The following is a 15,079-nucleotide window of genomic DNA, read 5'->3' as shown; positions in this document are numbered from 1 at the left end:
TCTAACAGGAGGCTGTTGAAATATCCACACGGGGCTCTTGTTTGTTTTATAAAATATTAAACTGCGGATAATCGCCTTTAATAACAAGCACAAATAATAGTACCCACCCAATAATCAAGCACAAGCCTCCCAAGGGAGTTACGGGCCCAAGGAACTTAAAATTGACCCCTAATAGATTTGATAAACTAAGCAGGTAAATACTAAAGGAGAAAAGAAAGGTGCCGGCTATAAAAAACCACCCCATGCTCACTTGCAACTTACTTTGAAAGTTTAAAAAGAAACCTAAAACTAAGAGTACAATTGCGTGGTACATCAGATATTTTACCCCAACCTCAAAGCTTTCGAGTTTTGCCTGAGTAAGAACTTTTTTGAGTGCATGTGCGCCGAAGGCACCTAAAACAATGGACAATGCTCCGTAAATGGATGCTATACTTAAAACTAATTGCTTCATCTTTTAAAATTATAATTTATGAGATGAAACAACGCTTGGGAGGTATGGTTTAGATAATTGTTAATTATCAGTTGTTAATTGTTAATGGGATTTACGGCTTGCTTATTTTAGGGCTTGCAGTAGGGATAGAAACGGCAGTAAATACTTTGCATGGCACTTTTATAAGGAGAGTGTAGGCGACCGAAGGAAGCCCACGCACCGACTTTATAAAAGTAGTCATGCAAAGTATTTACTATAGTGAATAGCCCGTTTAACTGCCATTACAATTAGCAGGATAAGCGTGCCTTATTTTAATAGTTGTGTGATTAGTGTAGTTAACTCAGCAAACTCTTCTTTACTGTAACCAACGGATGTATAAACTACTTTTCCGCTTTGATCAATTAAGAAATTGCGGGGTATATAGGATGTTGCATATTGGGTGTAGATGCTTTTGTCGGGATCTAAACCTACCGGAAAGTTAATGCCTTGCTTGCTTAAGGTATCCATTTTTTTGCTGACCACTTCTGCAGTCTCGCCGCGCGATATTGGCAAAAGGATGAATTCTTCACCTTTAAAGCGTTCTACAATTTCTGTAGGTATGGCCTGAAACTCTTGCATGCATGGAGGACACCATGTTGCCCAAAAGTTTACCAATACCACTTTGCCTTTTAAATTGGATAAGGTATAGCTTGAACCATTGAGCATTTGAACGGTAAAATCTGGTGCCATATCGCCCACGTGAATAAGGGTGGCTTTTTCTTCGGCGGAACCCGATTTAACGCCCGATACTTTGCTAGAATGCGCCTTGCTTTCGGTTTTACTATTTGTATTAGTGCAAGAAACCAGTGCTATTATTAACAATGCGAGGGAGATTGTATGTATTCTCATTTTATATGTTTTATTGCTCGGGTAACTGTTCAATTACGTTGAGCATTGTTTGTGCTTTTAACTCGGTTTCATTCCACTCCATTTCAAGATCCGAGTCTTTTGTTATACCTCCACCAAGGTACATATTCACGCCGGATTGTGTAAAGCGCAGGCTACGGATATTTACATACAAATTAAGCTTTTTAGCTTGTACGCTGCCCATAAAACCGGCGTAAAATCCGCGCTGATGTTGCTCAATATTGAGGATGGCACCCATGGCTTTATTTTTCGGTAATCCGCACACTGCGGGCGTTGGATGCAAACCAACAATAAACTCCGACAAGTTACTTTGCAGATCACTGGTCTTAAACTGATAGCTTGTTTTTAGATGCACCATTTTACCTGCATTTATGGTATGCGGGCCATCTTTTTGGTAATTACTAACTCCGGATTGTTTGAGTAATTGCCCCACATAATCGCTTACAATTTGCTGCTCAACAATTTCTTTATCGCCCCAATTGGATTGGACATTATCTAGCTTTCGCGTTCCGGCCAAAGATACTGTACTGGCAATATTGTTAGCAGTATGCAACAACAACTCAGGACTTGCCCCTGCCCACAATCCACTTTGTGGTGTGTAAAACATAAACACATAGGCTTGCTTGTAGCTCGACTCTAAACTGTAATAGAACTCGTGCGCTTTAGTTTGTGTTAAACTAGTATTGGGTTTTACACGCGATAAAATGGCCTTATCAAGATGTCCGCCATTTATAACCTCCATTAGCTGATTGAACTGTTTTGCGTAAGAGTCAAAAGTGGCCACATAAGCTTCTGTGGGAGCGGATTGCAAAGTAGGTTTAAGCTTTTTAATGGCATCAAACTCAAGCTCGCTCATTACACTTTCGCACTCAAAATCGGCATTGATAAAAACCACCTGCTGATTTTGCATATTAAACGGTGCCAACACAAATCCTTGCGAATTGATTGCATCACTCAGATGCATTTCTTCAGCAGATTTGGCAATTACTAGAACTGCCTGATTGGCCTGTGGTAATCGTGTAATGGCAAAGGTAAGTTGATTGGCAATACAATATTGCAACACCTCTTTTTGTTGTACAACTTTCACTAGTGTTATTCTATATTAATTACCGTTCTATTAATCTTCAACTTCGTAATACAGGGTGTAATAATTTAAACCGCGCTTTTGATCATAACCTCCTTCAATATAATCGCGACGGCCGTGAATGTATACGTGAAAGTTTTTATCTAATTTTAATATGGATTTAAAAGTGCTCTTCTGACCTTTTACTGCACTTTTTGAAATATCGAACTCCTCAACCATAGGCATTGGGTTTTCTTGCAAGTAAGATTCTTTGTAATCTTTAAACGCATCAATCACTTCGGGCTGATTCATCACCTCGTACTCAAAATTCTCTTCGCTAAAGCTATCCTTTTTATCAAAGAAATCCATAGAGCGATTCAGCATATCTATCTGGTCGGCACGCGGCACATCGTTCTCTTTATTGTAAACGTTCTCCACAAAACCTTTGCAGATATCCATATAGTTTTTAGTAAAATAATAGTTGTCTTCGCGAGGCTGCAGGCCTAAAAAGTCATCGACCCAAAAACGGGCTTCGTTACCCTTATTGATATTATCAACTGAGCAAATTTTAAAGCCTTGCTCCTTTTCGGTATTAAATATCAAACAACCTTTATCGAGCTTTTTAATGTTAATACCCTCTTGCGCTCCTAGCTCAAAGTTATCTTCTTTTAAATATACTTTTAAAAAGGTTTCTTTGTTCTCTGATTTAAATATACCAATGGTATCAAGTAATTCACCATCAACAATTACATTGCTGAACATGGCTACATAAAACTCGCCGCCTCTGATTTTAGGATGATTTGAATTTTCGTATAACAACTCTGCCAATCGCACAGAGGCATCGTAAAACTCTGCTGAATTATCGAATAAATGCTCTGAGGTAGTATAAACAGGGTTTAATTCCAAAGCCTCGGAATGATAGAAATTAAAATAAGCATCCTCTTTAAATGGTTTAAAGAAATAATTTAACAACACATCAGTAACCATCTCCTCATCTTGCAAATGCATCACATCTTTTGAAAAACGTAATGGTTCTGCTTCTGCTCTACATCCTATTTGGTGTACTACTAATTGCTCTATTTTAGCTTGTGAAAAATCTATCATTTAAATATTATTTTTTGGCAATGAAAGTGCAAATATAATATGTTTTTTGTGGCATACTAAGTCAATAGTTCGATTTTAGACTCTAAGCTAAGTAAGGCGCAAATTTGCGTATGCCCTATACGCAATTTTGCGTCTTACTTAGATGCAAAGTGTCGCACACCCGTGATACAAGTTGCGTATGCCTTATGCGCAAATTTGCGCAGCTCAACCAACAAATAAGCTTACTCCTTACCGGTTGCTATGCCCGATAAGGCAACACCCATTAAAAACTCATGGCTATTTTGGTTTGTACTAATTAATCGCGCATAGCGATAACCTAAAGTTACCGGAAATAGAAATCTGAAAAAGTGGAATTCTCCCCTCATCTCAAGCCCTGTAGATTGGAAGTTTTGACTATACACGAGGGATTGCTGGTTGTTTTTAAAAACCACATCTTCCTCGGTATTGGAATAATCGTAAAATAAGTTTGTGGTAATTCGCTTTAGGTACATTACGCCTGGTACGGTTAAATCTGGATTGATTAAGGGGAAGATATAATCTCCTTTAAAGGAGTACATTCTATCGTTGGTTCCTCGTGTATAGCCTCGCGGATAATTATATAAATCGCCATATTTTACATTTTGAGCAACAATAGATTCATCACTACTAATCTCCTCTCCCACTAATTTATATTGGTAGTTATTGTCAATTCTAATGGCATGGTGTTTCAATATACCTGGGAAATACAAGCGTGTGCGAAGCCCTAATATACTTCCCACATCGTAATTACCAAATGGAGTATGTGCATATTTAAATTCGATAAGCTGTCCCCACCGAGTAGTCACATCCCTTGCAGATCTTCTCCTTAAATGATGATAGTATAAGCCATACTCTAGGTTGTGATAATTAAGCTCGGGAGTATGTATTGTTGTGGTTTGAGATGGCGCCCATCCCTGTGGCGTTTGGGTATAGGTAATTCGATCAACATCGTAAGCTGATTGATTTATGAAATTATAATGAAATGATGGTTGTAATAAATTACTGAAACGTCCTTTAGTTAGATTAATAGGAATATAAGACCCTAATTTTATTTGAGTTTGATAACGCTTAGTATCCGCCTTTAGTGCGAAGGTATCAACAGTCCCAGCATATAAAGCAGTCTCATCATAAAAAATCTTGTCATCGCCATGATTTATGGTAAAGTCAATTATTGGATACCACCCGCGGTACTGAAAATTGAAATAATACTTTTCTCTGCTCATTTGAGGATCGGCATTATATCCTATTGACGATACGGCACTACCCAATAGGTTTTGCGACATAGCAGAAACCCCCATTGTTAGTTCAGCATCCACAGGATTTAAATTAGCCGGAGCCCAACTATGCACATTAAACAAATTCCACTTAGAGTATTTTTTTACATCGTAGTTTTGCTGATTCATTAAAGAATCAGCAAAGTTTGGTTGCCCCTTTTCTTGCTCGCTTATGGTTTCGTAAAGCGCTACTGAATGGTTTTGCACATCGTCCAAAGGCTTATTCAGTAAATTCCCCTCATCGGCTTTAACCACCTGATAGCCATCGGCAGTGTAATTACTATAAACTAAACTATTTTTGAAAACGGCAGCACTATTGGCTCCAAACTTCGATTGGGTAAGTTGTTTTACTGCTCCAGTAGACGTTAAACTATATATTTCTTCTAAGCCTGAGTACGAACCTGTAAATACAATATCGTTACCATTATAACGTGGTAAAGAAACCTCAGTATACCCGGCGTTTAAAACAGCATTCCATTTACCTGTTTTTAGATCTAACTCTACAATTGATTTACCTTCTTCGCCCAATACCACGCTAACAATTTTATCGCCCTTATCGTTCCATTGCGGTGTATAGATAAAATCATTATTACCGTAGGAATAAGTATGTAATTCTGCTCCTGTATTGGCATCAATTATGGCAAGAGAATATTCATTGTTATAGCTTGTTTTTACCGAGGCTATTTTTTGTTCATCGCGCGAAAGCGCAGGTGCAAAATAATTGGTTTTATGGGTTACTCTATTGAGTTTTTTGGTAAGTATATTATAGGTTTTAATAACTGAATAATAACGATGCTCCCATCGGGTATCTGGTATAAGTTCGGCCCAACAAATTGTATTTCCACTTACTGAAAAAGGCTCTGTTGATCTACTTCCTGGGATGTAAACCGTTTCATAAGCACCACTGGGTTTGATACCAACAAAACGACGCACTTCGCCCGGACCGCTTAACTCCGCAATTGTTAAACTATCATTTATTACATGGGGGTATCTAAAACTCACAAAGCTTTTATCGATACTTGTAACTGGGTAATATTGTACTTTTAGCGCTATGGAATCTTGATGAGCCCATTGGGATTTCAGATCATTAAATACATCCTTATAAAGAGCTACTTTATTAATACCCGATTCTTTTTTCTGTCCTTGATTAAAAGGTATTACAAACGGATTGCGCCCTGTATTTAAAAGCGCTTTCTCCCAAATATCAGTTCCATACTTAGCTCTGGCACCCGCAACAAACTGATAGCCCATTTCGTAATGATTAGGCACATAATCTTTATAGGAGCCAAAGCTGGCCTTCTCGTAAGAGTAAAGCTTTTTATCCATTATTTGAGCACGCATACCCTGTTCAAACCATGGCAAACGTCCTCGTCCGGACTGCGACAAAGCGGTTTCTGCCACTACAGCATCTCCTTCTAAAAACCATAGGGGAACATATAAACCAAGTACTCCACCAACAGCCTGCTCACCCAAAACATAGGATAAAAACTTTGTAAAGCCCGTATTCAATTTGTCAATCTGAACTACATGCCTAAACTCGTGCATGGCCAATTGTTGCAACCACTCTTGCGCATGCATACGCTGATTGGGAGCTGTGAACAATTCCATACGCTTAGGCGCCCATGTTACAAAGCCATTTGAATAAGAGGTTTCGTTATGCAGCACAACACTTATCTTCTTTGGCGAATGATTTAAAGATTCTCCTCCATATTTATAGACTTCTTCCAATAAATTGGCGATATACTGAGCCTTAACTTCGTACTTTTCTGAAAATATTAACTTAAAATGTTCCGTTTCAATTTTACTCCACTTTATGCTCGCAGGGTCAGTACCGGCAACATAATATTGCGCTTTAATATTTGTTGCAAGGAGTAGTGCAAAAATTAAAAGGTATTTTTTCATCTTAAAAAAAGGCATATTCAGTAATTTCAATTAATTTAGAATTGAATTTAAGCATTGCTTGCTGTTAACAATATCTACAGCGTTCAAATTTATTATTTTCCTTTGAGCATACACTTTATTTAGGGTACTTGTTTTAGCTAAAACGCAAATAATTACCTATTGTATAATGATGTAAATAAAATCTGCATGACAAAAATTATTATTTACCAAGTACTACCTCGTTTGTTTGGAAACACCAATAGAACTAGAAAGTTTAATGGTTCGTATGAAGAAAATGGCTGCGGCAAATTAAACGATTTCACCCCAAAAGCATTAGAAGAAATCAAACAACTTGGTACTACCCATATATGGTACACTGGCGTGATTGAACATGCGCTTCAGACTGATTATAGCCGCTTTGGTATTAGTAAAGATTTCCCCGAAGTTGTAAAAGGTAAAGCAGGATCGCCCTACGCTATTAAAGATTATTATGATATAAACCCCGATTTAGCAGAAGATGTACCCAATAGAATGCAGGAATTTGAGGCCTTAATAAGTCGCACACAGGAGTCTGGCTTAAAAACAATTATTGATTTTGTACCCAACCATTTAGCACGCCAATATAATTCAGATGCCAAACCCAAAGACACTAAAGAGTTTGGAGAGGCAGACAATACGGATACTAACTTTAATGCCAACAATAACTTCTACTATTTACCAACAGAACCTTTTAGTAGTCCAATTAGTAGTATAAACGAACACGAACATTATATAGAAAAACCGGCCAAGGTAACTGGCAATGATTGCATGAGCAACAAGCCAACTATTAACGACTGGTACGAAACGATTAAACTGAATTACGGCGTTGATATTTTTAATGGCAATAGCAAACACTTTGAGCCAATACCAAACACTTGGGAACGCATGCTCGAAATTTTGCTTTTCTGGGCCAATAAAAAAGTGGATGGCTTTAGATGCGATATGGCCGAAATGGTTCCCGTTGAATTTTGGCATTGGGTAATTCCGAAAGTAAAAGATAAATATCCGCATATTATCTTTATTGCAGAAGTATACAATCCCGACCTTTACCGCCAATTTATTACACATGGTGGATTCGACTTTTTATACGATAAGGTTGGGGTTTATGATAGTTTAAAGGCCGTTATGCAAGGCCATGCTAAACCAAACAGTATTACTAAAGCATGGGATTCGGTAACAGGTATTCAACAACACATGTTGTTCTTTCTTGAAAATCATGATGAACAACGCATTGCTTCTCCGTTTTTTGCTGGTGATGCTAAAAAAGGAATTCCTGCAATGATAGTATCTGGTTGTATGTACACCAACCCATTAATGCTTTATTTTGGTCAGGAGCTTGGAGAAGCCGGCATGGATAAAGAGGGCTTTAGTGGCGAAGATGGAAGAACCACAATATTCGATTATTGGGGTGTGGAGCAATTCCAAAACTGGGTGAATGATAAAAAGTTTGATGGCGGGTTATTAAGTGATGCAGCCGCTGATTTACGTGCCTGGCATATTCATTTCATAAATACCATAAAAAACCACGAAGCAATTACTCAGGGTCAGTTATACGATTTGATGTGGTATAACGAGGATAACCCGAGTTTTGATGGGGATAAAATATTTGCCTTTCTGCGCTATTTTAAGGGAAAGATACTTTTAATAGTGGTAAACTTTTCTGATGAAAAATTAAAGTGTAGAGTTAAAATACCAGCACATGCCTTTTTCAGCATGGGTATGGAAAGTAAAAAGTATTTTAAAGGTATTGACCTATTAGGTGGCGAAAACATTATTAGTTTCCCACAAGAAGTAGCCATTACCAATGGAGCTGGGTTACGCCTAAAACCTTACTCAGGAAGGATTTACGAATTGAGTTAACAGAATATAAAGCAAAAAAAGAGCTTGTCTACCAAAACAAGCTCTTCATTCTAAAACCAAAAAACTACTTTTGCTTATAATGTACCTTTGGAAGGTCTCTAAGCCTTTGGGCGCTAGTTTCAGCAGTAATGTCACGCTGAGGATTACCCAACATTTCATATCCTACCATAAACTTCTTCACTGTAGCTGAACGCAACAATGGTGGATAAAAGTGCATATGCAAGTGCCACTCTGGATGCTCTTCGCCATCGGTAGGTGCTTGGTGCAATCCTGCCGAATAAGGGAATGATACCTCAAAAAGGTTATCGTACATCACAGTTAACTCTTTGTAAGCTGCTGCAAATGCCTCTTTTTCTTCTTCTGTTAATTCTGTAAGGTTAGTTACATGACGCTTACTAACAATCATAGCCTCAAATGGCCAAACTGCCCAATAAGGAACAATACCTACAAAATGCTCGTTCTCAAAAAGAACTCTATCTTTTTTATCTAACTCAGCTTTAACGTAATCACCTAACAAGCTTCTACCGTTTTTGTTGTAATACTCCAACATACGCTCTTGCTCTTTAGCAGGCTCGTTTGGAATTGAGCTCGACGACCAAATTTGACCGTGTGGATGTGGATTACTACATCCCATTACGCTTCCTTTATTTTCAAAAATCTGCACAAACTTCACAAAGTCGTTTGAACCAATTTCTTTATACTCATTAGCCCAAAGATCAACTACTTTTTTAATCTCTGAAACTTCCATTTCTGGAATAGTTAAATCGTGACGTGGAGAAAAACAAATTACTTTACAAATACCACTTTCACTTTTCGATTGGAATAAACCATCTTCACTTTGCTCGCCTCCTTCTGGAGTATCGTTTAATAAAGCAGAAAAATCGTTTACAAATACAAATGGCTCTGTATATTTTGGGTTCATATGGCCACCAATACGTTCGTTACCCGGACATAAGTAACACTTATCATCATACTCTGGTAACTTAGCTACGTTAAGTTTTTCAACTTGTCCTTGCCAAGGTCTTTTAGCACGGTGTGGAGAACATAAAACCCACTCTCCTGTCAATACATTTAATCTTCTATGAGGATGATCCTCCATATTAAACTTTGCCATATCATTAATTCATTTAGTAATTTTCTTTCTTCTTATTTTATCTAAATATTGTAAAATACCTAAATCATACCCTCAATAATTAACTGGTAGGTACTGGTAGGCAAAAGTACATATTTTTTTTAAAGTAGAAAGTTTTCACACAATAAGATACTTTGTTTATAAACATTCTGTTTTAGTACAAACACTAAATTAGAGGATGTATGATTATCAGCCCAAAACTGAATTCGTAATTACTGAGGAAATTATAATTTATAAGGATAAACGTTGCATAAATCGTGAAACATTTTTCACTTCGCCCGATTTATTATTCTCAACAAAATCAGCTAGGGTTTTTCCCATTAACTTAAAATCTGTTGAAATGGTTGAAATACCATTTGCCACCACTTCTTTTAGGGCTGATTCATTAATTGAGATGATACCTACATCAGTTCCTATGGCAAACTTTTGCTCCCAACATCGTTTTACCAGGCGAATCAACATTCTATCGTTAGGTAAAATAAATACATCGCCTTTGTTTATGGGTTTGTCTTTTAGCTGATCGTAAACCTCATGCGGGAAATTATAATCGGCACAGAATCGACCAAAGCCAGTTAAAAAGCCTTTAGGCTCCTTACCTCCCGGATATACTAATATTAGTTTCTGGTATTTTTGAAGGATTTCTGATCCGGCCTCTAAGCCACAATACATATCCTCATCAAACGACTGATAAATTACTGGATACCCCTGAAGCTCATCCAATTTTCTATCAATTACATAAACTTTATCTTTTGGTAATAGCTGAATTACGGGTAGTATATTGGTTAAGTTTGCAGGCATTATAACGTAAGCTGAATATTTACCTACGCGCTCTTTTATTAAAGATGTAAATACATTAGAATCAAAGTGATGAAAGTAAATATCTACCTGCGTGTCATCGGGCAAATTCTCGATAAAAGCATTATACAACTCTTCTTTAAACGAGTTTAACTCATCAAACAATAGCAATACTTTTTTTTCAATACTGATGTTGGCACTCTCAACAAAGTAGCCTTTACCTGGCACTGCTCCCAGAATACCACGTGCTTTTAGTTCGTTAAACGCTAGCATAACCGTATCGCGAGATAAATTATACTCGTTGGCTATTTCGTTAATGGATGGAACCTTATCTCCCTTTGTTAAAAGCCCTTCGCCAATGGCATTTATTACCGATTGTATTATCTGACGATACTTTGCCTGCGAGTGCTCTGAAGTAATCTTTATTATCTTTTTAACCATATTTTACCTACCAGTACATACTAGTTGCAAATGTAAAACAAATAATAGTAATATGTGAATAGTAAGGCTGACAAGATTTGAAAAGAAAGCTTCTAGAAAAAGACTTCTACAGCTATAAAACAGCAAAAACTAAACATCACAAAGCCTAATCCAACAAAGAATTAGGCTTGTGATTTTTATACTATAATGGGTGTAATCTATTGTGTAGTATAGTAATTAAAGAAACTACATTCTTTTATAATTCTGTCGTAAAATTGAGTATCGGCATAATCGTCTTTCAAGCGTTTAAAGCCTTTTTTATAGTCGCTTGTTTCATTGTTGAGTGCGCCATCGTAATAGCCATAACCATAGGAACGCGATTGGTTGTTATTGTAAAGATGATTGAGTTCGCATTTGGCCATTAAGTAGGAACAACGGGCATTGAGTTCCTTATCGGTGGATAAATCAATCACCTTGTTGTAATAATTATTGGCTGTATCGGCCAAGGCATAGTATATTCGCTTATTGCTCCCGAAACTGAAACCATCGAGGTTATAACCAACCTTATTGGGACTTGATAAATCTAAATCCTTACTGTTTTTGATGCCATTATTATAGTATGCGTTTCTATATTGCTTTTGTAAACCTCGATAATAACCCGTGTTAGAAACATTAAAATAATAATTGCCCAACAGATAATAAGCTAGTTTTTGTTTCCAGATAGCCGGATCATGGGTTAAAGAATCGAGCTTTATCAGGTTATCGCTTAAATCGTAAAAGGTAAACTCAGGCTCTATAAACGAAAAACACGAGGCTTTATACACTTCATCTTCCATTAAATCATCATCGCAATAAAAACACTCCTTAATGTTATTGCTAAAAACCTTGGCAGATATAAATGCTTGTGTAGATTTTGCATCGAAGTGCGCTTTAGCTTGAACAGGGTCGCCATGATTCAGGTAATACAAACCTTTAAAATGACTCACTTCGGCCAATTGATTCTCTATACCTGCCTTGCTTGAGGCATTTTTAAGCAAGAGCTTTTCGAAAGGCGTTTTATCAGATTTCTGCAAAAAATCATCCATATTGTTTAATAAATCGATGGACGAAATATCTTTTAAATTATCCAAGCGATTGTGAACCAAAAACGATTTGGCAATATCACCTTGCTTATAATACAAATGACCAATGTATTCCTTAATAAAGGATAGCAACTCGCCTCCATGTAGCTGATCTCCCGTTATCTCTTTAAGACAGGTTTCGTGTATTGCATCTATTTTATCCCAATCTAGTACCGTATAAATTTGCTTGAGTTCTGATACTTGTTGGGCGTATTCAGAGGCAGCTGACACTTTTGCCAATTGCGCGTTGGCCACAGAAATATTGCCATTTATAAATTGAAGATAGGAGTTGCAGAGGTACCAAAAATCCTTGCGATTGTTGGCACTTAATTGAAGCATTTGATCAGAAATACTCAATAACTTCTCTAAATCAGGTCGACTCTCCTCATCATTACGGTAAAGCAAAGTTTCGGACTTAAGTCCGATCTTACGTTTATACGAGTTACGCTCTAACTGATATATGCTTCGCACAAAAAGTAACTCAAGCTTTTTATTTTGTGTATCGGCTTTTAGCATTTCATCGAGGTACTCGTAATCGCTCGAATAGGCCTGAATGGCTTTTAAGGTGATATAGGCCGCCTCATCGTCGGGGGTTATAAACAAAGACTTACCCTCGCTCCCATTTCGGGTACAAAATCGGTAACTACTATATGCCGAAGTTCGCCTATCAACACTGTTGTTGAATACCTGGATAAAGTAATAGGCCGCTTGCTCGTAATCGTTTAAAGAGTAATAACAGCCCGCTACCTGATCGAGTATGTAATAATATATCTCGTTCTTCACTTTATTATCTCGCACCTCGGCATTAAAAAAGGCAACGGCCTCGTCGTATTGCTTAGCGTAATGAAAGTTACGGATCACCTGATAGGCATAGCGCAACTTAAGCGTAGCGTCGGTTTCTTGACTATACAACAACATGGTTCGCGCACTAAGTTCGTTAAAATCCGTTTGTGGTGCTTCATCATCTGCACGATAGCGCCAAGGATTGTAAGTACGGCTTTTGTAGGCCTCGGAACACTCACGTGCAAGCGACATGTAAGTGTAAGCCTTTTGCTCGTAAGCCGAATTCTTGTTTTTCCATAAACCCTCGAATACTGCACTGGTATCGGTGGTTAAAGCGGTATGAATATCAGCCACCGACCAGGTATCTAAACTTTGCTGCCATAATTTTACATTGGCCTTTATGGGCGAATTGGCATATTGATAGCCCCAACTGGCATATGAATCCTGCTCTAGAAATGGAAAATAGCTTTCGTCGGCCATTAATTCCTGATTGAATAAATGATAACAAAAGTAACTCTCTGACCAACCGCCACCGCAAGCCAGCAGCTGGTTTATAATGATAACATTAAGGCAAAATATGGTAAATAACTTTCTCATAATTGTTGTAAAATACTTTTAAAGTTAATATTGCTTAAAGTAGTACTATCTAGGTGATAGAAGATAATCTCGTTAACGGGGAGCTGACTGCTTTTAATAATCTGATAGGATTTTATGATTTCGGCTTCGGTGCTTTCTTCCAACTTAATTTGATTGCCTTTGCGCAGATAAAAGCCGCTGAATAAAGTGTCTTTTTGCACCTCGAATACGTGTTTACTGAGCTGCTTAAATTGTTGCTTTTGGCTCTCAAATAAGGTGCGATTGCAATCTTTTACTAGATTGATTTTGCCCGAATTACTTTTCAATACAGTCTGCGAGAAGAGTGGTAAGGCCAAATCTAATTGAAGCGGATAAGTGCTATTTGTATTAATATAATCGGCCACTATGTTTGATTCTAATATGGAATTCTCGGTAAAATTACGTAGATCGCCCATATTGTATAACATTAAGGCTCCCGACTTTACTGGGGGCACTCCTGTTCTATCGGGATACTTTACTTGGTGCAAACGTATGGTTACACTCACATCAAAATGCTGCTTTAACAATTCTAGTAGGGCAAAATATTGATGGCGTGTTGCTGCCGTCCAATCGCAATCGATTTGCAAGTGCTTAATGGGCGCATTGAAGTGATGCGTGCTAATTTCGTTTACAAGCTGTGTAATACGCTCACTAAGTGTTTGAACATCCTCGTTCTTTAACTCTCGTATTACTTGGTTTACAATAAATATAACGGGTATAATATTGTAATTTTGGTAGGCAGAATCAACCTTGTTAATTAAATAAACGGGTTCAAATTTATCGCCTTCTGTTGGACTTGATTTAGCCACATCAATATCGAAATAATGTAGGTACACCCTATCGCTGGCCGACTGTTTCATGGCAGCATCCACCTCTGCAGAATGTTCGGCATTGGCTTTCCAATGGTAAAAGGCAATTTGTGGTTCGGTGTTTTGCTGGCACGAAACCCCAAGCACAATAAATAATAAACTATAACTTAATAACTTAAAGTACTGCTTTATTGTATTCTTCATTTTTATGGCAAATCAGTAATCTGTTTACGAAATACAAAAGTACCGTTTTGATTGCTAATTAAGGTAGTTTCTAGTCCATATAATAGGGATGTAAGGATGAGTTGAGTCATTTTCTAAAAATAACGATACAATAGGGTTCTCGGGTATTTTACCGTTTTGAATGCCTATGACCAAATATCCTTGCTCTAAATTATCAATCATTATTATACTATTGATGTTACTCTTATTGTTTGACAAGGCAAATGGAAGTTAGTCTATGACCCTTATGAATCTTACCTTTTTGATAGGGAGACGGATCAGTTTGAAAGTACGGATTTATCTAAAGTATCACCAAAAAAGAAAGCCGAAATTCAACATAATTTTGATTTATGGGATAGTAAGCGTCCACAAAGTAATTGGTGGGAAGCTCCAATGAATAAAAAAACATCCTACTGTAAAAGAATAACTAAAAAATAAGTGGGAGTGGAAAACAAGGCTGTATCATTTGATTCAGTATTTAATCAGATTTACATATTTGTTTTCTACTCCCCAATTGTAAGTTTTATTAACTCTTTACCAGTTCCTTGAACTGGTCTTTGATATATATGAGCCATCCTAAAATAGCTTGACTCATATTAGCAGTTTT

At 37.3% G+C, this 15,079-nt stretch carries 10 protein-coding genes; 1 reads left to right on the top strand and 9 read right to left on the bottom strand.

Features of this window, described 5'->3' with window-relative positions; translation table 11 throughout:
• Positions 1-46: 46 nt before the first annotated feature.
• The 5 genes from A8B35_RS13360 to A8B35_RS13340 form a co-directional block, all read right to left on the bottom strand.
• Complete coding sequence (locus A8B35_RS13360) at positions 47-451, bottom strand: DUF423 domain-containing protein (protein WP_068473409.1); 405 nt, start codon at positions 449-451, stop codon at positions 47-49.
• 285 nt (positions 452-736) lie between these two features.
• A complete protein-coding gene (locus tag A8B35_RS13355) occupies positions 737-1,318 on the bottom strand; it encodes a TlpA family protein disulfide reductase (protein WP_068473407.1) in 582 nt (193 codons plus the stop codon).
• A gap of 10 nt (positions 1,319-1,328) precedes the next feature.
• On the bottom strand, positions 1,329-2,423 hold the full coding sequence (locus A8B35_RS13350; protein ID WP_068473403.1) for an isochorismate synthase: 1,095 nt from the start codon (positions 2,421-2,423) through the stop codon (positions 1,329-1,331).
• Positions 2,424-2,453: 30 nt separating this feature from the next.
• A complete protein-coding gene (locus A8B35_RS13345; protein ID WP_068473400.1) occupies positions 2,454-3,503 on the bottom strand; it encodes a nucleoid-associated protein in 1,050 nt (349 codons plus the stop codon).
• A 221-nt stretch (positions 3,504-3,724) separates the two neighbouring features.
• The gene (locus A8B35_RS13340) at positions 3,725-6,697 is read right to left on the bottom strand and encodes a TolB family protein (RefSeq protein ID WP_139314897.1); all 2,973 of its coding nucleotides are present in this window, start codon (positions 6,695-6,697) and stop codon (positions 3,725-3,727) included.
• A gap of 186 nt (positions 6,698-6,883) precedes the next feature.
• Between A8B35_RS13340 and A8B35_RS13335 the strand changes: the two genes are divergently transcribed.
• On the top strand, positions 6,884-8,575 hold the full coding sequence (locus A8B35_RS13335; RefSeq protein WP_068473395.1) for an alpha-amylase family glycosyl hydrolase: 1,692 nt from the start codon (positions 6,884-6,886) through the stop codon (positions 8,573-8,575).
• A 64-nt stretch (positions 8,576-8,639) separates the two neighbouring features.
• Here A8B35_RS13335 and A8B35_RS13330 read toward each other — a convergent pair whose 3' ends face one another.
• The 4 genes from A8B35_RS13330 to A8B35_RS13315 all read right to left on the bottom strand — a co-directional run bounded on the left by A8B35_RS13330 (position 8,640) and on the right by A8B35_RS13315 (position 14,454).
• Entirely contained in the window at positions 8,640-9,689 is a 1,050-nt protein-coding gene (locus A8B35_RS13330) for a UDP-glucose--hexose-1-phosphate uridylyltransferase (RefSeq protein ID WP_068473392.1), read from the bottom strand.
• A gap of 249 nt (positions 9,690-9,938) precedes the next feature.
• A complete protein-coding gene (locus tag A8B35_RS13325; protein ID WP_068473389.1) occupies positions 9,939-10,943 on the bottom strand; it encodes a GntR family transcriptional regulator in 1,005 nt (334 codons plus the stop codon).
• Between the two features lie 197 nt (positions 10,944-11,140).
• Entirely contained in the window at positions 11,141-13,423 is a 2,283-nt protein-coding gene (locus A8B35_RS13320; protein WP_068473386.1) for a hypothetical protein, read from the bottom strand.
• Positions 13,420-14,454: a hypothetical protein gene (locus A8B35_RS13315; RefSeq protein ID WP_068473383.1), complete on the bottom strand. Its 1,035-nt coding sequence runs from the start codon at positions 14,452-14,454 to the stop codon at positions 13,420-13,422. The genes A8B35_RS13320 and A8B35_RS13315 overlap by 4 nt, the downstream gene beginning before the upstream one ends.
• Positions 14,455-15,079: the final 625 nt, after the last annotated feature.

It is taken from the genome of Saccharicrinis aurantiacus (assembly GCF_001660705.2).
Taxonomy (GTDB): domain Bacteria; phylum Bacteroidota; class Bacteroidia; order Bacteroidales; family Marinilabiliaceae; genus Saccharicrinis; species Saccharicrinis aurantiacus.
The sequence above is the reverse complement of the archived record's forward strand: the minus strand, read 5'-3'. Positions and strand labels throughout refer to the sequence as shown.